The following is an 18739-nucleotide window of genomic DNA, read 5'->3' as shown; positions in this document are numbered from 1 at the left end:
GGCCGGCGCTACCCTCGTAACGTTTTCGACGTTACTCGAATGAACCGACCGAATCGTGCGAGAGGTTGTCGAAGCGGGTGTACTCGCCGAAGAACTTGAGCTTGCACGAGCCGGTGGGGCCGCCTCGGTGCTTGCCGATGATGATCTCGGCCAGGCCCTTGTCCGGGGAGTTTTCCTTGTTGTAGTAGTCATCGCGGTAGATGAACACGATCATGTCCGCGTCCTGCTCGATTGCGCCGGATTCGCGAAGGTCGGCCATCACCGGACGCTTGTCGGTTCGCGTTTCCAGCGAGCGGTTGAGCTGCGACAGCGCGATCACCGGCACGTTCAGTTCCTTGGCCAGGCCCTTGAGCGAACGCGAGATTTCCGAGATTTCGGTCGCACGGTTCTCGCTGTTGCCCGGCACGCTCATCAGCTGCAGGTAGTCGATCACGATCAGGCCCAGGTCGTGCTCGCGCTTGAGGCGGCGGCACTTGGAGCGCAGGATCTCCGGCGACACGCCCGGCGTATCGTCGATGAAGATCTTGGTTTCCTTCAGCATGCGGATCGCGCCGGTGACCCGGCTCCAGTCTTCGTCTTCCAGCTGGCCGGTACGCAGGCGCTGGGCGTTGATGCGACCGTTGGACGAAATAAGGCGCATCGCCAGCTGCGAGGCCGACATTTCCATCGAAAACACCGCCACGCCCTTCTTGGACTTGATGGCGGCGTATTCGGCGATGTTCAGCGCCAAGGTGGTCTTGCCCATGGCCGGGCGCGCGGCCAGGATGATCAGGTCGGTCGGCTGCAGGCCGGCGGTCATCGCGTCGAAATCGGCGTAGCCGGTCGGCAGGCCGGTGATGTTGCCGCCGTTCTCGAAGCGGTTGCGCAGCTCTTCGAAGGCATCCTTCAGCGCGCCGGGCATCGCCACGAAATCGGTGCGGCCGCGCGCGCCCTGCTCGGCGATCGCGAACACGGATTTTTCCGCCGCCGACAGCAGCTCGCTGCTCTCGCGGCCCTCGGGCTGGAAACCATCGTTGACGATGTCGGTGCCGACCTGGATCAACTGCCGCAGCACCGCCTTGTCGCGCACGATCTCGGCATAGGCCGAGATGTTGGCCGCCGACGGCGTGGTGCTGGCCAGTTCGATCAGGTAGGCGCCATCGCCGACCAGTTCCATCTTGCCCTGCGATTCGAACCACTCGCCCAGGGTCACCGCGTCGAACGGGCGGTCGCGTTCTGACAGCTCGCGGATCGCGCGGTAGATGGTCTGGTGGTCGCGCCGGTAGAAGTCGGTTTCGGTCAGCTGGTCGTTGATCCGGTCGTAACTTTCCGGGGCCAGCATCAACCCGCCCAGCACCGCCTGTTCGGCTTCGATCGAATGCGGTGGCACGCGCAGCGCGTCGATGCGCATCTCGTCGCGATCATAGCGGTCACCGCGATCTTTGCGGTCGGAACGGAAGCCGGAGCGGGCGGACATGAGGGGGTGTTCTTCCTGCGTGTGAGGCGTGGGACATGGTAGGCACGCGGTGCCCGCCGCAGCCACGGATAAACCTGTGGATAAGCAGTGGATGAGCTGGGCATACCGGGTCGTACCGGCAGCATCGGCCTGGGCCGTCGCAAAACGTGCGACAGGCGCCGTTGCGGCGCCCGTCGTGGGACATTATCGCAGAACCATCCGGCTCAATGCTGACCGCCGTGGGTGGCGATCCAGGCCAGGAACTTATCGACGAAACCCTGCAGGAAGTCGCGGGTGCCTTCATTGCTGATGCTGCCCTGCCCGTCGATCAGGCCTTCCTTGAAATGAATGAACGCCTCGGGTTGACCGAGTACCGGCATGTCCAGGTAGGCCAGGATGTTGCGCAGGTGCTGCTGGGCCAGCGCAGTGCCGATCACGCCGATCGAGGTACCGATCACCGCCGCCGGCTTGCCGGCGAAGGCGCTGTGGCCGTAGGGGCGCGAGCCCAGGTCGATGGCGTTCTTGAGCACGCCCGGTACCGAGCGGTTGTATTCGGGGGTGACGAACAGCACCGCGTCGGCCTTGCGGATCTGCTCTTTCAGGCGCAGGCCCTCGGCCGGATAGGCCTTGTCGAAGTCCTGGTTGTACAGCGGCAGGTCGCCGATCTGCACGTACTCGAAGCGGGCCCTGCCGGCGGCCAGCCTCTCCAGCGCATGGGCCAGGGCCTGGTTGTGCGAGCCGGTGCGCAGGCTGCCGACGAGCACGGCGATGGTGGGGGTTGCCATGGGGTGTCTCCGGTAAAGGAAAACCCAGCCTAGGCGTCTCCGCCGTTGTGGGCGGTGAAGGTGGGTCGCGCAGCCACGCAGGGCGTGGCTCTACCGCTTGGCCGGACGATGGCGGCGTAGAGCCACGCCCTGCGTGGCTGCGCGGTACCGACGATCAGGCGTTCACAACCGCCGCCCGCACCTGCTTCCAATGCGCCTGCCAGGCCTGGAACATCAGCACGTTCCACAGGTGGGTATGCCACTTGCGCTCACCCTGCTGGAACTGCTTCCACAGGGGGACAATGGCATCCACATGGAATACCCCTTCGGCCTGCAACCGCGCCGGATCCAGCAGTTCATCGGCCCAGCCGCGCAGGTCGCCCTTCAACCACGCGCTGACGGGCGCGCCAAAACCACGCTTGGGCCGGTGCACCATGTCCTGCGGCACGTAATGGCCCAGCACCCGTTTCAGCAGGTACTTGCTCACCCCATCGCGCTGCTTCATCGACAGCGGCAGCGACCAGGCGAACTCGGCCACGCGCCAATCCAGCAACGGCGCGCGCGCTTCCAGGCTGACCGCCATGCTGGTGCGGTCCACCTTGCACAGCAGGTCGTCGGGCAGGTAAGTGCTGAAATCGGCCAGCATCATCGCGTCGGCCGGCGAGCCGGCGCCGTGCAGCGGATCGGCCAGGTCATAGAAACTGCCCACCCCGCGCGCGCCGATCACCGCCGACACCGGGTCGCGCCAACGCGAGATGCGGTTGCGGTACACGTCGCCGATCCCGCGCGCGCCGGTTTCGGCCAGCAGCGCGGCCAGCCCGCCGGTGCGCGAGGCCTCGCCCTGGGTGTGTGAGTGGGCAGCCATCCAGCGCCGCAGCGGGGCCGGTACCCGGCCCAGCAGCGTCCAGTTGCGCAGCGCACGCTGGTAGCGGCTGTAGCCGAAGAACAGCTCGTCGCCGCCATCGCCGGACAACGCCACGGTCACCGCGCTGCGCGCCAGCCGCGCCACCAGCGCAGTGGGCACCTGAGAGGCATCGGCAAATGGCTCGTCGAACATCGCCGGCAGCCCGGGCACCACCGCCAGCGCATCGGCACCGCTCACATACAATTCGGTGTGATCGGTGCCCAGGTGGCTGGCCAGCGCCTTGGCCAACGGCGCCTCGTCGTGGTCCGAGCCCTCGAAGCCGATGCTGAAACTGTGGATAGGCGTGGACGACTGCGACTGCATCAACGCGGCCACCACCGACGAATCGGTGCCGCCGGAGAGGAATACGCCCACTGGCACGTCAGCCACCATGCGCAGCCCGACCGCATCGCGCAGCAATGCATCGAGCTGGTTTTCGGCGTCGTCGTCGCTGCCCACGAACGGCAAGGCGAGCGCCTGCTGCATGCGATCGCGCGCGTTCCAGAACGGCAGCTGCTGCTGGTCGGGACGGTGCGCGGCCGCACCGGCCGCCACCGCCGCGGCATCCAGGCGCAGCACCCGGCCCGGCATCAACTTGAAGCAGCGTTCGTGGATGCAGTGCGGGGCGGGAATGTAGTCCAGCCGCATCAGCAGGGTCAGCGCATCGCGGTCGATATCGTTGTCGAACGCCGGGTGCTGCCACAACGCCTTGAGTTCAGAGCCGAACACCAACGCGTCGCCGGCCCAGCCGTAGTACAGCGGCTTCTTGCCGACCCGGTCGCGGGCCAGCCACAGGCATTGCTCGGCACGGTCCCACAGGGCGATGGCAAACATGCCATTGGCACGCTGCAGGGTCTCGTCCAGGCCCCAGGCCACGAATGCGGCCAGCAGCACTTCGGTATCGGAATGGCCACGGAAGCTGTGGCCGCGTTCTTCCAGCTCCAGCCGCAGCGCGGCGAAGTTGTAGACCTCGCCGTTGTAGGCCAGTACGTAGCGGCCATCATCGGACGCCATCGGCTGGTGGCCCAGCGGCGACAGGTCCAGGATGCTCAGCCGGCGGTGCGCCAGCGCAATGCCGTTGGCCGCATCGGCCCACACCCCGCTGTCATCCGGCCCACGGTGCACCAGGGCATCGCCCATGCGGCGCGCCTGCTGTTCCAACGCGGCCTGCTCCCGTATGGGGGCGGCCAGCAACATTCCTGCCAGTCCACACATGCGTCAATGGTCCTGCGCCAACACCCGCGCGGCGCTTGTTACCGCATTGTCGCTTGGAAGCACGCACATTGCTGCCCCTGCCAGTGGCGTATAGGTATCGGCCCCGCACACGCGCTGCAGCGGCAGGTGGCCCAGGCCGGCCTCGACCAGCGCGGTGATCACGCCTTCGCCCACCCCGGCGCTGTGCCGACCCTCGTCCACCACCAGCACCCGCCGCGCGTCGGCGGCCTGTTCGGCGATGAAGCCGGCGTTGAGCGGTACCAGCCAGCGCAGGTCGACCACGCGCACCTGCCAGCCCTGCTCGGCTTCGATGGTGCGCGCCGCACGCAGGCTCATCGGCACACCGTTGCCGTAGGTGAAGATCACCAGGTCGTTGGCCTCCGCTGCGTACACGCGCCCTTCGCCCAGTACCAGCGCCTGGTCCGGCGCCGGGTACGGGAACAGCCACTGGCCATCGCCCGGTGCATGCAGGTCTTTGGTCATGTACAGCGCAATGGGTTCCAGGAACACCGCTACCCGCCCATCGACCTGCGCCAGTGCCGCCAGCGTGCGCAGCATCATTGCCGCATCGTCGCCGCGCGAGGCGCAGCCCACCACCAGCCCGGGGATGTCGCGCAGGGCGGCGATGGAGTTGTCGTTGTGGAAATGGCCGCCGAAGCCCTTCTGGTAGCCCAGCCCGGCAATGCGCACCAGCATCGGGTTGCGGTACTGGTCGTTGGAGAAGAACTGCAGCGAACAGGCCTCTCCGCGCAGCTGGTCGGCAGCGTTGTGCAGGTAGGCCAGGTACTGGATTTCCGGAATCGGCAGCATGCCCAGGTTGGCCAGGCCCTGGGCCATGCCCAGGATCATGGTTTCATCCAGCAGGGTGTTGAACACCCGGCGCGGACCGAACGCCTTCAGCAGGCCCTTGCTGACCGTGTACACCCCACCCTTCTGTGCGACATCCTCGCCAAACAGCAGCGACGAGGGGTACTTGCACAGCAGGTCGTGCAGCGCCTGGTTGATCTGGATCGCCAAATGGCGCGGTGGTTGCCGTTCGGGCAGTTGCTCCACACTGCCGAAGGCCGCCTCGCGCGCCTCCGCCGCTGGCGTGCGACAGGCTTCGGCAAGCACCGCCGCCGGTGTGTACGGGGCCAACGGCGCCATGATCTCGGCCAGCGCGCCCAGCTTGGGCCGCTGGTCGGCGGCCTCGGCTGCAGCGAAACAGCGCGCGCGCATGGCTTCGTAGCGCTCCAGCACCGCGGGCACCGTCATCCAGCCCGATTCCAATGCGATCTGTGCCGAACGCAGCAGCGGGTCGGTCGCTTCTATCGCGCACAGCTCCTGCAGCGGCCGCCACTCGATCTCGAAATCGGTACCGGCGTGCCCCATCAGGCGGGTGGTGCGCAGGTGCAGGAAGGTCGGCCGCCGGGTGCTGCGGCAATGGTCCAGCGCGCGTTGGACCTGCGCATGGCCAGTGGCCAGGTCCAGGCCGTCGGCGAAGAAGTAGTCCAGCCCGGGGCGGCGGCTGAAGCTGTCGGCGATCCAGCCTTCGGGCGTCTTCACCGAAATGCCGATGCCGTTGTCTTCGCAGACGAACAGCACCGGTGCCGGCAGCCGTTGGTAGGCCGCCCAGGCGGCGGTGTTGAAGGCAGTCTGGGCGGTGGCGTGGTTGGCCGAGGCATCGCCGAACGAGCAGATCACGATGCTGTCGTCGGGAATCGGCAGCCGGTGGCCGATGCGCCGCGCGGTTTCGATCGCCATCGCCGTGCCCAGCGCCTTGGGCAGGTGCGAGGCGATGGTGGAGGTCTGCGGCAGCACCCACAACGGCTTGCTGCCCCACACCTTGTGGCGGCCACCGCTGGCTGGGTCGTCGCAGCTGGCGGCAAACGACAGCGCCGCGTCCATCACCGGGTCCATGCCGGGCAGCTGGCGGAAGCGCTCGGCCATGAACGCGCCGGAGCGGTAGTGCAGGAACGCCGGATCGGTATGCCGCGCCGCCCGCGCCACCAGCGCATTGCCCTCGTGCCCGGACGAACCGATGGTGTAGAAAACCTTGTTCTGCACCCGCAGCACGCGCGCCATCAGGTCCAGGTGGCGGCTGGCCAGCTGCGACTCGAACAGCGCGTCAAAGCCTTGCGCGTCCAGGCTGCTGCCGGGAAGGATGGGCTCGGCCGGCGCGGGTCGCTGGCGCGCGTCGCCGTGCCACTGACGGACATACTCGATGAAATTGACGTCGCAGATCTCAGCCCGGTTGAGGGCCTTCATGCGTGCGGGAATCGGATCGGGAACCACGGCAACCATGCACACCCTCCAGCAGAGCCGAACGGACGACCGGGCCGAGCATCGCCGCAACCGGCGCCGCTTGCCAAGCGCAGGTGCACAAAAGAGCGCCTAGCTCCCCCGTGATTTCCACTGGTGCCGCGACTGGCCCCAGATCTCGACCGGTTTGCCGTCGTGCGGCGGCGGCAGCTCGCCCACCCGCAGCAGCGTGCTGCCCAGCTTGCGCGCAACCACCCGCGAATTCTCGTTGGCTGCGTCGATGGTGTGGATCACCTCGTCCCAACCGAGCGTGTCGAACGCCCAGTCGATCGCGGCAACCGCCGCCTCCGGCGCATACCCCCTGCCCCAGCTGGCGGCGCGGATGCTCCAGCCCACTTCGGTCCCCGGCCAGTCCAGCGGCTGCCACGGCCCCATGCGGCCCACCCATTCGCCGCTGCTCTTCTCGATCACCGAGAACATCGAGAACCCATACAGGTGCCAACTGCCCGCCAGGCAGCTGAAACTGCGCCAGGCCTGGGATGGCGCCTGCACGCCGCCCAGGTGCTGCATCACCTGCGGATCGGTGCAGAAGGCCAGGAAGGCCTCGAAGTCCTCCGCGCGCGGCGGGCGCAGGATCAGCCGGTCGGTTTCAAGGCGCAGGTCGAAAATGCTCATGCCGATGTCCGGTGGGTAAGCCAGGATCGATCTTCGCAGAACCGAACAGGCCGGCAAAATGCCGGCCTGTTGAGGGTTGCCGGGCAGAGCCCGGCACTACGTTGTTGATGGGGATTACCGTGCGGTGGTATCCAGCGCGGCGGTCTGGGTGACCAGCTGGCCGTCGACCACCGGCAGGCGGTCGCTGCTGGGCTTGTTGGCCATCTTGACGGTCTTTTCGACGCCGTCGTAGCGGTAGGTCACGTTGTAGCCGGTGACGTTGTTGGTGGTGCCCATGGCGATGCGGTTGCCCGGCTTGCTGGCCATGCGCATGGTGCCGGTGGTGCCGTCTTCATTGCGGTAGGTCACGTTGTAGCCGGTGACCTTGGTCGATTCGGAGGTGGCCGTTTCGGTGTGGCACTGGCGCTCGGTGCGGTTGACCACACGGCCACCGACGTGGCGCTTGTCCACCTGGTTGCCGATCACGCCGCCAGCGACAGCGCCGGCTGCGGTGGCGGCCTTGCGGCCGTTGCCGCCGCCCACCTGGTTGCCCAGCAGCCCACCGATGACCGCGCCGGCCACGGTGCCGCCGACGTTGCCATCGCGCTCGGGCAGGCGTTCCTGCACCACCACGTCATTGCAGACTTCGTGCGGGGTCTGGGTAGTGGAGGTCTCACGCACCGGTTCGGTGCCGATCACGGTCGCGTAGGCCTTTTCCTTCTGGGTCAGCGGATCGACCTTGACCACGTCGGCGTATTCCAGGCGGCCAGCCGTGTCCACGGCCACTTCGTCCGTGGCCGCGCCGTCGTCGGCCAGCGGCGTGGTGTCCAGGCTGGGGCGGGTCTGCGCGGCGGTAACCGGATCGGCGGAATTACCGCTTTTCATGAAGGCGGCGGTGGCGATGCCACCGACCAGCAGGGCGCCTGCGGCGACCAGGACAGTAGTAGTTGTGCTTTTCATATCCGACTCCCTGCGGACGATCCGCAACGTTCTTGATTTGGATTCCAGCATGCGTTCCCTGAACGGTATCTCCACATGACGTTTACGTCTTGCTTGCCCATTCAGGTTCTGTCATCGAAGTGCTCATGATAGCGTTTACACCACCTGTCGAGGAGAGTGCGATGCCCGGTCCCCTGCTGCTGCCAGTCATGACGTGGGCGCGCGGACTGCGCTACCCTACGCTGTTCAAGATCACCGCCGCATTGTTCGCAGTGACGCTGTTCATTCCAGACCCTGTCCCGTTCGTGGATGAAATCCTGTTCGGGCTCGGCACGCTGCTGCTGGCCAACTGGAAGCGTCGCAGCGACACCCTGCCACCCCGCCTGGACCAGCGCGACGCGTGAGCCTGATCGACAGCCACTGCCACCTGGATGCGGACGAGTTCGACCACGACCGCGCCCTGGTGATCGCGCGCGCGCAGGTGGCGGGGGTACGCACCCAGGTGGTGCCCGCGGTGACCGCAGCCAGCTGGCCCAAGCTGCGCGACACCTGCCGGCTCGCCGACGGGCTGTACCCGGCCTACGGGCTGCACCCGATGTTCCTGGACCAGCACCGCCCCGGGCACCTGGAACAGCTGCGCGAGTGGATCGCCCGCGAGCACCCCTGTGCGGTAGGCGAATGCGGGCTGGATTTCTTCGTGGAAGGACTGGATGCCGAACAGCAGCAGCTCTATTTCGACGGGCAGCTGCGGATCGCGCGGGAGTTCGACCTGCCGGTGATCGTGCACGCACGGCGCGCGGTGGATGCGGTGATTGCGGCGATCAGGCAGGTTGGTGGCCTGCGCGGAGTGATCCACAGTTTTCCGGGCAGCCCGGAGCAGGCCGCGCAGTTGCACAAGCTCGGTTTCCTGGTGGGGCTGGGCGGGCCGCTGACCTATGACCATGCCCAGCGCCTGCAACGGCTGGTGGCGCAACTGCCACTGGAGCAGTTGCTGCTGGAAACCGATGCGCCGGACCAGCCGGATGCGGGCATTCGTGGGCGGCGCAATGAGCCGGCGCGGTTGGCGGTGATTGCAGAAACCGTGGCGCGGTTGCGCGCTGAATCGGTGGAGGAGATAGCCGAGCAGACGTCAGCCAACGCACGCAGGCTGTTCGGGCTCCCGTAGAGCCACGCCCTGCGTGGCTGCGGGGTGTCCGGCGAAGAGCAGCCACGCAGGGCGTGGCTCTACGCGTCATTCCCGCATGTTTCTCTTCTTGAGCAGCATCTCCAGCGCCTTGCCCACCGCCGCGAACGCGAATGCGCCGGTGATGTGCGTGGCCGCACCCAGCCCGGCGCCGCAATCCAGCTTGAGCGCTGCATCGGCCCCCAGCTGCGGGCGCACGCCGCACACGCTGCCATCGGCCTGCGGGTACTTCACGTTCTCCAGCGAGTACACCGCAGGCACGCCGAAATAACGCGAGGCGTTCTTCGGGAAGTTGAAATCGCTGCGCAGCTTCTTGCGGATCAGCGCGAGCATCGCATCATGCTCGGTACGCGACACGTCGCGGATGCGCACCAGGGTCGGATCGGTGCGGCCACCGGCCGCGCCCACGGTGAGGATCGGGAGTTTGCGGCGGCGGCACCAGGCAATGGTTTCCACCTTGACCCGGAAGCTGTCGCAGGCATCGATGACCAGATCGAAATCGCGGTCGAGCAGCTCGACCATGTTCGACACCGTCAAGAAGGAGGCAATTGCGTCAACTTCGATGTCGGGATTGATCGCGCGGCAGCGCTCGGCCATTGCCTCGGCCTTGTTGCGCCCGTACTGCCCGGCCAGCGCCGGCAGCTGGCGATTGGTGTTGGAGACACAGATGTCGTCAGCATCGATCAGGGTCAGGTGGCCCACCGCCGTGCGGGCCAACGCTTCCACCACCCACGAGCCCACCCCGCCCATGCCGACCACCGCCACCCGGCGCTGCGACAGCTGGTCTACGGTGCCCACCCCATACAACCGGTCGATGCCGGCAAAGCGTTCGCGCAATACGTCGTTCATGCCGCCTATTTTAGACGGCCCGGCGTCCGCCACGTACGCACGGCGTGTGCCCGGGGGTAGGATGCAGCGAGCCACCTACAAGGAAGCCATGCCCATGAACAGCCCTGCCCCTGTCCGTCGCCCGTCTGCTGCTTACCGCTATCTATTGGTTGCCGGGCTGGGCCTGGTGGTCGGCCTGGTCGCCACGGTGATGGTGTCGCGGGCAATCCAGGCCCGCAAGGATCCCTTCCCCGGCAGCCTGATGCACGTGATGGAACGGCAGGTGGGCCTGCTTCGGGATGCGCAGGCGCAGAACCGCTGCAGCCTGGCCGACAGCGTGCCGCGCCTGCAGACGCTGCGCTCACTGTCCAACGACCTGGACCTGGCCTTTCCGGACCTGAAGGACAGTGCGCAGTTCCAGCAGCACGCCAGCGGCCTGCGCGCCACGCTCAACACCGCGCTGGCCGCGCCGCCGACCGACTGCGTGGCCATGGGCCAGCTGGTCGAGAAGATCCAGACCGACTGCAAGGCCTGCCACCAGGACTTCCGCTGATTCATCTGGCAGCCACGAAGCGGGCACCGGATTGGCACACTGTTCACGTAGCACACGACACGATCTGCGCCATGCGTACCAGACGCATTCTCGACCATCCCTTCTGGCCAGGAGAACCACCATGAAGATCCAACTGATTGCCGCCGCTGCCGTTGCCACCGTTGCGCTGGCCGGCTGCGCAACCACCTCACCTGGCTATGGCGGTGGCGGTTACAACACTGGCTACGGCAACAGCGGTGGCGGTTACAACGACAACCGCTGCGCCGACTGCGGCATCGTGACCCGGATCAACCAGGTCGCCTCCGGCCGCACCGCACCCAGCGCGACCGGCGCCATCCTCGGCGGCCTCGTCGGCGCCGTGGCCGGCCATGAGATCTCCGACCACACCGGCGGCAGCAAGGGCAACCAGAACATCGCCGCTGCCGCGGGCGCGGTGGGGGGTGCGCTGGCCGGCAACCAGATCCAGAAGAACGTGACCAGCGACACCTTCGACATCACCGTGCGCATGGACGATGGCCGCACCGTGGTGGTCAACCAGCGCGACCTGGGCGGGATCCGCGAAAACACCTACGTGCGCGTGGTCAACGGCCGGGTGGTCCTGCGCTGATCGGCGCGCCGGCCCATGCAGCAACAAAGAAGGCCCGCTTGCGCGGGCCTTCTTCTGTTCCGCACCTGCCGGAACTCAGATCGGCTCGACAGCGTCGGCCTGCAGGCCCTTCTGGCCCTGCACGACAACGAAGTTCACCTTCTGACCTTCCTTCAGGCTCTTGAAGCCCTGGGACTGGATCGCGCGGAAATGCACGAACACGTCCTCACCGTTCTCACGGCTGATGAAGCCAAAGCCCTTGGCGTCATTGAACCACTTCACGGTACCGGTCTCACGATTCTCAGCCATCTCACTAACTCCCTGGGTATCTCTGCTATGTCGTTGGTTACGCCTTGGCGGGCGGCTGACAGCAAGGGGGAAGCGAGGTGCATCGATGGAGCGGATCGAAGATCTACCATCATCAGGCCACGATCCACGGTGACCTTGCCAAGCTCAGCGTCTGCAACTTAACCCGGGCAAAATGAAAAATCAACTATCCCAATTCCCATATGTCAATACCAAATAAGCGACCATACTGACTGGAATGGACTCTTCATTCATCTTTCACATCATCGCTGTCCTGCTGGTCCTGGTCGGCATCGCCGGGATCATCCTGCCGGCCCTGCCGGGCATCCCACTGGTGTTTGCCGGCCTGCTGGTGGCGGCCTGGGCCGACGGCTTCGTCCATGTCGGCTGGGTGCCCTTGACCGTGCTCGGGCTGCTCACCCTGGCCTCGTTCGCGGTGGACGTGCTGGCCACCGTGGTCGGGGCCAAGCGGGTCGGCGCCAGCCGCAAGGCACTGTGGGGCACCTTCATCGGCAGCATCGTCGGCCTGTTCTTCATGCCGATCGGTCTGTTTGCGGGGCCGCTGGCCGGCGCGTTGCTGGGGGAATACTGGCACACCCGCGAGCTGGGCCGTTCGACCAAGGTCGGCCTGGCCACCTGGCTCGGCATCCTGCTCGGTTTCGCGCTCAAGCTGGCCCTGGTGATCGCCATGCTGGGCATTTTCGCGTTCGCCTGGTTCTTCTGAGCCTGGCCGGCTTCACGTCGCGCGCACGGGGAACACCGGCATAAACGCGCTGACCGGCCCGTGTGCGTGTTACCCGCCGCGCTGGCAGGAACGACGGACAGCGGCCACACTGTCCCTGTTCACCTTTTCTGACGGCCTGCCCCCCATGACCACCCTGCGCCCACGCTCAGCCTTGTTCTCCGCCCTGGCCCTGGCCACGGCAAGCATGCCGCTGGCCGCGCAGGAGGCCGCGCCCACCCCGGCCTCGCCTGAAGCGTGCGCACTGGTCGGCACCGACGCCGCTCGCCTGGCCTGTTACGACACGTTGTTCCGGCCCACGGTGAAAACCACCCAGGCCGCCGATGCCGCCGCCACCGCGGCCAAACAGGAACGCCGTGAAGAGCGCCAGGCCGCGCGCGCACCGGACGCTCCGGCCACCGAACGGGTCAAGCAGCGCCTGGGCGAGGTCTTCAAGAACGATGGGCACGATCCGGCGCTGGCCAATGCCGGCAAGGGTTCGTTGCTGGACAGCCGTTGGGAGCTGGCGCAGGACTCCAAACTGGGCGCCTTCCAGCTGCGCGCCTACAAGCCGGTGTACCTGCTGCCGGCGTTCTGGACCAGCGACAAAAACCAGATGCCGCAGTCGCCCAATCCGGACAATACGGTGACCACGCCGCAGCAGCTGGACAGCAATGAGCTGAAGTTCCAGCTCAGCTTCAAGACCAAGGTCTGGGAGAACGTGTTCGGCGACAACGGCGACGTCTGGGCCGGCTACACGCAGAGCTCGCGCTGGCAGGCCTACAACGCCGACAATTCACGCCCATTCCGCGAGACCAATTACGAGCCGGAGATCATGATGGTCTTCCGCAACGGGTATTCCATCGGCGGCTGGCGCGGTCGCATGAGCGGAATCAGCCTCAACCACATGTCCAACGGCCGCGCCGATCCGCTGTCGCGCAGCTGGAACCGGGTGATCGCCACCATCGGCCTGGACCGCGAGAACTGGGCGCTGGTACTGCGTCCGTGGTACCGCGTGCCCGAAGACCGCGAAGACGACAACAACCCGGACATCGAGGATTACATGGGCCGCGGTGACGCCACCCTGACCTGGAACCGCAACGGCCACGAGGTTTCGCTGATGGCGCGGCATTCGCTGCGCGGTGGCGATCGTTCGCATGGGGCGCTGCAGTTGGATTACGGATTCCCGATCAGCAATCTGCTGCGCGGCCATGTGCAGATTTTCGACGGGTATGGCGAGAGCATGATCGATTACAACCACAAGGCGACGTATGTGGGTGTCGGCGTGTCCCTACTGGAGTGGTATTGATAGGTAGAGCCACGCCCTGCGTGGCTGGAACGGTGATGATTCCACGCTCAGCCACGCAGGGCGTGGCTCTACGCCCGTTGCGGGATCGCGTAGTGCCACGTGTCACCGCCAATCGGTGATGCCTTCGCGGCGGTAGACCTCGGCGAAGGCCGGGCGTGCCTTCAGCCGTTCGGCGTAGGCCTTGAGCTCCGGCCATGTGTCGCTTGGCCGGGGCATGTTGCGTGACCAGCGCATCAGCATCACCAGCATGAAATCGACCACGCTGATGCGGTCGCCCAGCACGTACGGGCCGGCCTGCTGCAGGTGCTCGGCGAAGCGTGCCCAGCCCGCTTCCAGCTGCTGCCGCGCTCCGTCGCGCACCGCCACGACGTTCGCCGCGCCGGCCACTTCATCGGCATAGAACCAGGCACGGTAGGCCGACTGCAGGGTGTTGGCGCACCAGAACATCCAGCGGTAGGCCTGCGCGCGTTCGGCGCTACCCGGTGCCGGCAGCAGCCCGGCCTGCGGGTGCAGGTCGGCCAGGTGCAGCGCGATGGCGGCCGCCTCGGTCAGCACCTGGCCCCCCATGACCAGCGTGGGCACGCGGCCGGCCGGATTGAGTGCGAGGTAATCGGCCGATTTCTGCTCGCGGGTGTCGAAATCGAGCAGCACCAGCTTGTGCTCGATGCCCAGTTCGATCAGCAGCCAGTGCACCACCAGCGAGGCGGTGCTGGAGGAGCCATACAAGGTCGTTGTCATCGGCGCGATACCTGTGTGGAAGCAGGTCCGGATTATCGCCGAACCGCGCACCGGCAGCGCCGGCCGTTGGCCGGCCCAGGCGGTCCCGAAGGCCGGCCAACGGCCGGCGCTACCGGAACTGCACGTGCAGGCGCGGCCTCAGGCCACCACCACCGGAATCTTTCCGATGCGGGCCTGCCATTCGCGCGGGCCGGTGATATGCACCGATTCGCCGGTGGAATCCACCGCCACGGTCACCGGCATGTCCTGCACGGTGAATTCGTAGATCGCTTCCATGCCCAGGTCGGCAAAACCCACCACCCTGGCCGCCTTGATCGCCTTGGAGACCAGGTAGGCCGAACCGCCCACCGCCATCAGGTAGGCCGACTTGTTGTCGCGGATCGCCTCGATCGCCGCCGGGCCGCGTTCGGCCTTGCCGACCATGCCCAGCAGGCCGGTCTGTTCCAGCACCTGGCGGGTGAACTTGTCCATGCGGGTAGCGGTGGTCGGGCCGGCCGGGCCCACCACTTCGTCGCGCACCGGATCGACCGGGCCCACGTAGTAGATGAAACGGCCCTTGAGGTCGACCGGCAGCGGCTCGCCCTTGTTGAGCATGTCCACCATGCGCTTGTGCGCGGCATCGCGGCCGGTCAGCAGCTTGCCGTTGAGCAGCAGGGTCTGGCCCGGCTTCCAGCTGGCCACGTCTTCCGGGGTGATCGTGTCCAGGTCGACGCGGGTGCCCTTGGAGGCGTCATAGGTGATCTGCGGCCAGTCTTCCAGCGACGGCGGGTCCAGCATCACCGGGCCGCTGCCATCCAGGGTGAAGTGGGCGTGGCGGGTGGCGGCGCAGTTGGGGATCATCGCCACCGGCAGGTTGGCCGCGTGGGTCGGGAAGTCCTTGACCTTGATGTCCAGCACCGTGGTCAGGCCGCCCAGGCCCTGCGCGCCGATGCCCAGCGCGTTGACCTTCTCGTACAGCTCCAGGCGCAGCTCTTCGGCGCGGTTGGAGGCGCCGCGGGCCTTGAGCTCGTTGATGTCGATCGGCTCCATCAGCGATTCCTTGGCCAGCAGCATCGCCTTTTCGGCGGTACCGCCGATGCCGATGCCCAGCATGCCCGGCGGGCACCAGCCGGCGCCCATGGTCGGCACGGTCTTGAGCACCCAGTCGACGATGGAATCGGACGGGTTGAGCATGGCGAACTTGCTCTTGGCTTCCGAGCCGCCCCCCTTGGCCGCCACGATCACCTCGACGGTATCGCCCGGCACCACCTTGACGTTGACCACGCCCGGCGTGTTGTCCTTCGTATTGGTACGCTTGCCGGCCGGGTCGGCCAGCACCGAGGCGCGCAGCTTGTTGTCCGGGTGGTTGTAGGCACGGCGCACGCCTTCGTTGGCCATGTCTTCCACGCCCATGGTGGCGTCGTCCCAGCGCACGTTCATGCCGATTTCCAGGAACACGGTGACGATGCCGGTGTCCTGGCAGATCGGCCGGTGGCCCTCGGCGCACATCCGTGAGTTGATCAGGATCTGGGCCATCGCTTCCTTCGCGGCCGGCGACTCCTCGCGCTCGTAGGCGGCGGTGAGGCTCTTGATGTAGTCGACCGGGTGGTAGTACGAGATGTACTGCAGCGCGTCGGCGATGGACTGGATGAGGTCTTCCTGCTTGATCGATGTCACGTAATGCTCGCTTGCTCGGGGCTGGCGGGGGGTTAGCCCGTCATTTTACCCCTTCGTGCGGAGGTGGCGGGGTTTGCGGGTGATCCGGTACCGCCTGGGCCGGCCAACGGCCGGCGCTACCGCCCCTGTCGGCGTTATCGGGCATTACAGGCTGTCACAGGTCGGTATGCTGGGCCGTCTAACTTGTGAAGGTGGCCGCTCCGGTCGCCGTGGAGTGTTCCGATGTCCGCTTCGCCCCGTGTTCCCTATACCCGCCTGGCCGCCGATGCCTTCAAGGGCCTGCTGGCCACCAGCAAGGCCGTGCATGACAGCTCGATCGACCCCACCCTGATGGAGCTGGTGTTCCTGCGCGTGTCGCAGATCAACGGCTGCGGCTACTGCATGGACATGCATGGCACCGCGCTGCGCAAGGGCGGGATCGAGCCGCGCAAGCTGGACACCCTGCCCGCGTGGCATGAGAGCCGTTTTTTTGATGACCGCGAAAAGGCCGCGCTTGGCTGGGCCGAAGCCCTGACCCGGCTCAGCACCGCCGCACCGTCCGATGCCGCGTTCGATGCGCTGGCGCCGCATTTCGATGAAAAGGGCATCAGCGATCTGAGCATGGGCATTGCCGTGATCAATGCCTGGAACCGCCTGGGCGCAGGACTTCTGCCGCCACTGCCGTAACGAAGCATCACCCGGTAGCGCCGGCCGTTGGCCGGCTCTCATGAACATTGCAACGCGTGCATGGGCCGGCCAACGTTATGCCCGCCGTCCTGGCGGGCCCCCTTCAGGCCGGCGCTACCGATCACGAACGGGATTGTCACGCGCTCCCCGGGCACAATGTCGGCCATGCCCGCCTCCCCCGCTGCCGGCGCGCCCGGCCAGAAGAACCCCAGCCTGCGCGAACGCTTCAACGCGATGCGCAACCTGCCCCCGTTCCTGCGCCAGGTCTGGCAGACCAGTCCGGCGCTGGCCACCGCCAGCCTGGGCCTGCGCGTCATCCGCGCCTTGTTGCCGGTGGCGATGCTGTATGTGGGCAAGCTCATCATCGATGCCGCATTGCTGCTGAGCCGGCACGAAGCCGGCTTCCCACCGTTCGATGAAGCGTTGTACAGCGGCCTGCTCAATCCGCTGCTGGGCCTGCTGGCGCTGGAATTCGGCCTGGCCATCGCCTCGGACCTGCTCGGCCGCATCGTCAGTTACGCCGACACGCTGCTGTCGGAGCTGTTCACCAACGTCACCAGCGTGCGCCTGATGGAACACGCCGCCGAACTGGACCTGGAGGACTTCGAGGACCCGGACCTGCAGGACAAGCTGGACCGCGCCCGGCGCCAGACCATGGGCCGGATGAACCTGATGAGCCAGCTGTTCGGCCAGGTGCAGGACGCCATCACCGTGGCCAGCCTGGCGGTGGGCCTGCTGATGTACGCGCCGTGGCTGATCCTGCTGCTGGGGGTGGCGCTGGTGCCGGCGTTCATCGGCGAATCGCACTTCAACGCGGCCGGCTACAGCCTCAACTTCCAGTGGACGCCCGAACGCCGGCAGCTGGATTACCTGCGCCAGATCGGCGCCAGCGTGGAAACCGCCAAGGAGGTGAAGATCTTCAACCTCCACCGCTTCCTGATCGACCGCTACCGGTTCCTGGCCGAAAAGTTCTTCCGCGCCAATCGTGCACTGGCTCGAAAACGCGCGTTCTGGGGCACGCTGCTGGCCGCACTGGGCACGCTCGGCTACTACACCGCCTATGCCTACATCGCCTGGCGCACCGTGCGCGGCGATTTCTCCATTGGCGACCTCACCTTCCTGGCCGGCAGCTTCCTGCGCCTGCGCCAACTGCTGGAGGGCCTGCTGATCGGCTTTTCGCAGGTCGCCAGCCAGGCGCTGTACCTGGACGACCTGTTCTCGTTCTTCCAGATCCAGCCGGAGATCCATTCGCGCCCCGATGCGGTGCCGGTGCCCCAGCCGATCCGCCAGGGCTTCGTGTTCGAGAATGTCGGCTTCCAGTACCCCGATGCGGAACGCTGGGCGGTGCGGCACCTTGATTTCGAGCTGCGCGCCGGTGAAGTGCTGGCCCTGGTCGGCGAGAACGGCGCGGGCAAGACCACGCTGGTGAAGCTGCTGGCGCGGCTGTACGACCCCGATGAAGGGCGCATCCTGCTCGATGGCCGCGACCTGCGCGACTACGACCTGGACGATCTGCGCGCCAACATGGGGGTGATCTTCCAGGATTTCGTCCGCTACAACCTCAGTGCCGGCGAGAACATCGGGGTGGGCCTGGTCGAGGCGATGACCGACGATGCGCGCATCCGCGACGCTGCGCGCCGGGGCATGGCCGAGGATGTCATTGCCGGGCTGCCCCATGGCTACGAGCAGCTGATCGGGCGCCGCTTCAAGCAGGGCGTGGACCTGTCTGGTGGGCAGTGGCAGAAGATCGCCATTGCCCGGGCCTACATGCGCGATGCGCAGGTGATGATCCTGGACGAACCCACCGCCGCGCTCGATGCCCGTGCCGAATTCGAGGTGTTCCAGCGCTTCAAGGAACTGTCCGACAACCGAACGGCCGTGCTGATCTCGCACCGGTTCTCCTCGGTGCGCATGGCCGACCGGATTCTGGTGCTGGCCGAGGGTCGTCTGGAGGCCAGCGGCACCCATGCCGAGCTGATAGCGCAGGGTGGGCGGTATGCGGAACTGTTCGAGCTGCAGGCGGCCGGCTACCGGTGAAGCG

General features: G+C 66.6%; 18 protein-coding genes. 8 read left to right on the top strand and 10 right to left on the bottom strand.

The window, feature by feature from the left end; genetic code table 11:
• Positions 1-31: 31 nt before the first annotated feature.
• From WIX41_RS15900 to WIX41_RS15875, 6 genes are all read right to left on the bottom strand, one after another.
• Positions 32-1456: a replicative DNA helicase gene (locus WIX41_RS15900; RefSeq protein WP_339449120.1), complete on the bottom strand. Its 1425-nt coding sequence runs from the start codon at positions 1454-1456 to the stop codon at positions 32-34.
• A gap of 203 nt (positions 1457-1659) precedes the next feature.
• The gene (locus WIX41_RS15895; protein ID WP_339449119.1) at positions 1660-2220 is read right to left on the bottom strand and encodes an NADPH-dependent FMN reductase; all 561 of its coding nucleotides are present in this window, start codon (positions 2218-2220) and stop codon (positions 1660-1662) included.
• A 154-nt stretch (positions 2221-2374) separates the two neighbouring features.
• Positions 2375-4318, bottom strand: a complete 1944-nt coding sequence (gene asnB / locus WIX41_RS15890; RefSeq protein ID WP_339449118.1) for an asparagine synthase (glutamine-hydrolyzing) — start codon at positions 4316-4318, stop codon at positions 2375-2377.
• A gap of 3 nt (positions 4319-4321) precedes the next feature.
• A complete protein-coding gene (locus tag WIX41_RS15885; protein ID WP_339449117.1) occupies positions 4322-6601 on the bottom strand; it encodes a thiamine pyrophosphate-dependent enzyme in 2280 nt (759 codons plus the stop codon).
• Between the two features lie 90 nt (positions 6602-6691).
• On the bottom strand, positions 6692-7234 hold the full coding sequence (locus tag WIX41_RS15880) for a GNAT family N-acetyltransferase (protein WP_339449116.1): 543 nt from the start codon (positions 7232-7234) through the stop codon (positions 6692-6694).
• A 114-nt stretch (positions 7235-7348) separates the two neighbouring features.
• Entirely contained in the window at positions 7349-8173 is an 825-nt protein-coding gene (locus WIX41_RS15875; RefSeq protein ID WP_339449115.1) for a glycine zipper 2TM domain-containing protein, read from the bottom strand.
• 161 nt (positions 8174-8334) lie between these two features.
• Here WIX41_RS15875 and WIX41_RS15870 point away from each other — a divergent pair, with 161 nt between their 5' ends.
• The gene (locus WIX41_RS15870; RefSeq protein ID WP_339449114.1) at positions 8335-8556 is read left to right on the top strand and encodes a DUF6116 family protein; all 222 of its coding nucleotides are present in this window, start codon (positions 8335-8337) and stop codon (positions 8554-8556) included.
• Positions 8553-9317 carry a TatD family hydrolase gene (locus WIX41_RS15865; RefSeq protein ID WP_339449113.1) on the top strand — a complete coding sequence of 255 codons (765 nt, stop codon included), beginning with the start codon at positions 8553-8555 and terminating at the stop codon, positions 9315-9317. Before WIX41_RS15870 ends, WIX41_RS15865 begins: the two co-directional genes overlap by 4 nt.
• Before the next feature lie 66 nt (positions 9318-9383).
• Here WIX41_RS15865 and WIX41_RS15860 read toward each other — a convergent pair whose 3' ends face one another.
• Complete coding sequence (locus tag WIX41_RS15860; protein ID WP_339449112.1) at positions 9384-10184, bottom strand: tRNA threonylcarbamoyladenosine dehydratase; 801 nt, start codon at positions 10182-10184, stop codon at positions 9384-9386.
• A 94-nt stretch (positions 10185-10278) separates the two neighbouring features.
• Between WIX41_RS15860 and WIX41_RS15855 the strand changes: the two genes are divergently transcribed.
• Together WIX41_RS15855 and WIX41_RS15850 are read left to right on the top strand one after the other, a co-directional pair.
• Positions 10279-10716, top strand: a complete 438-nt coding sequence (locus WIX41_RS15855) for a hypothetical protein (RefSeq protein ID WP_339449110.1) — start codon at positions 10279-10281, stop codon at positions 10714-10716.
• A gap of 121 nt (positions 10717-10837) precedes the next feature.
• Complete coding sequence (locus tag WIX41_RS15850; protein ID WP_339449108.1) at positions 10838-11323, top strand: glycine zipper 2TM domain-containing protein; 486 nt, start codon at positions 10838-10840, stop codon at positions 11321-11323.
• Between the two features lie 75 nt (positions 11324-11398).
• On the opposite strand, the gene WIX41_RS15845 is transcribed toward WIX41_RS15850, so the two are convergent.
• On the bottom strand, positions 11399-11611 hold the full coding sequence (locus WIX41_RS15845) for a cold-shock protein (RefSeq protein ID WP_339449106.1): 213 nt from the start codon (positions 11609-11611) through the stop codon (positions 11399-11401).
• A gap of 235 nt (positions 11612-11846) precedes the next feature.
• On the opposite strand from WIX41_RS15845, the gene WIX41_RS15840 reads away from it, so the two are divergent.
• Together WIX41_RS15840 and WIX41_RS15835 are read left to right on the top strand one after the other, a co-directional pair.
• Positions 11847-12332: a DUF456 domain-containing protein gene (locus WIX41_RS15840; RefSeq protein ID WP_339449104.1), complete on the top strand. Its 486-nt coding sequence runs from the start codon at positions 11847-11849 to the stop codon at positions 12330-12332.
• A gap of 145 nt (positions 12333-12477) precedes the next feature.
• Positions 12478-13638, top strand: a complete 1161-nt coding sequence (locus WIX41_RS15835) for a phospholipase A (protein WP_339449102.1) — start codon at positions 12478-12480, stop codon at positions 13636-13638.
• A 102-nt stretch (positions 13639-13740) separates the two neighbouring features.
• On the opposite strand, the gene WIX41_RS15830 is transcribed toward WIX41_RS15835, so the two are convergent.
• Positions 13741-14376, bottom strand: coding sequence for a glutathione S-transferase family protein (locus tag WIX41_RS15830; RefSeq protein ID WP_339449100.1), 636 nt, complete (start codon positions 14374-14376; stop codon positions 13741-13743).
• Between the two features lie 138 nt (positions 14377-14514).
• Entirely contained in the window at positions 14515-16032 is a 1518-nt protein-coding gene (locus WIX41_RS15825; protein WP_339449098.1) for a fumarate hydratase, read from the bottom strand.
• Between the two features lie 222 nt (positions 16033-16254).
• Here WIX41_RS15825 and WIX41_RS15820 point away from each other — a divergent pair, with 222 nt between their 5' ends.
• Positions 16255-16698: a carboxymuconolactone decarboxylase family protein gene (locus WIX41_RS15820; RefSeq protein ID WP_313346165.1), complete on the top strand. Its 444-nt coding sequence runs from the start codon at positions 16255-16257 to the stop codon at positions 16696-16698.
• A 165-nt stretch (positions 16699-16863) separates the two neighbouring features.
• The gene (locus WIX41_RS15815; protein ID WP_339449090.1) at positions 16864-18735 is read left to right on the top strand and encodes an ABC transporter ATP-binding protein; all 1872 of its coding nucleotides are present in this window, start codon (positions 16864-16866) and stop codon (positions 18733-18735) included.
• Positions 18736-18739: the final 4 nt, after the last annotated feature.

Origin of the sequence: Stenotrophomonas sp. AB1(2024), assembly GCF_037482345.1 — a bacterium.
Taxonomy (GTDB): Bacteria; Pseudomonadota; Gammaproteobacteria; order Xanthomonadales; family Xanthomonadaceae; genus Stenotrophomonas.
Note: the sequence above shows the minus strand (reverse complement) of the source record. Positions and strands in the feature narration are given on the sequence as shown.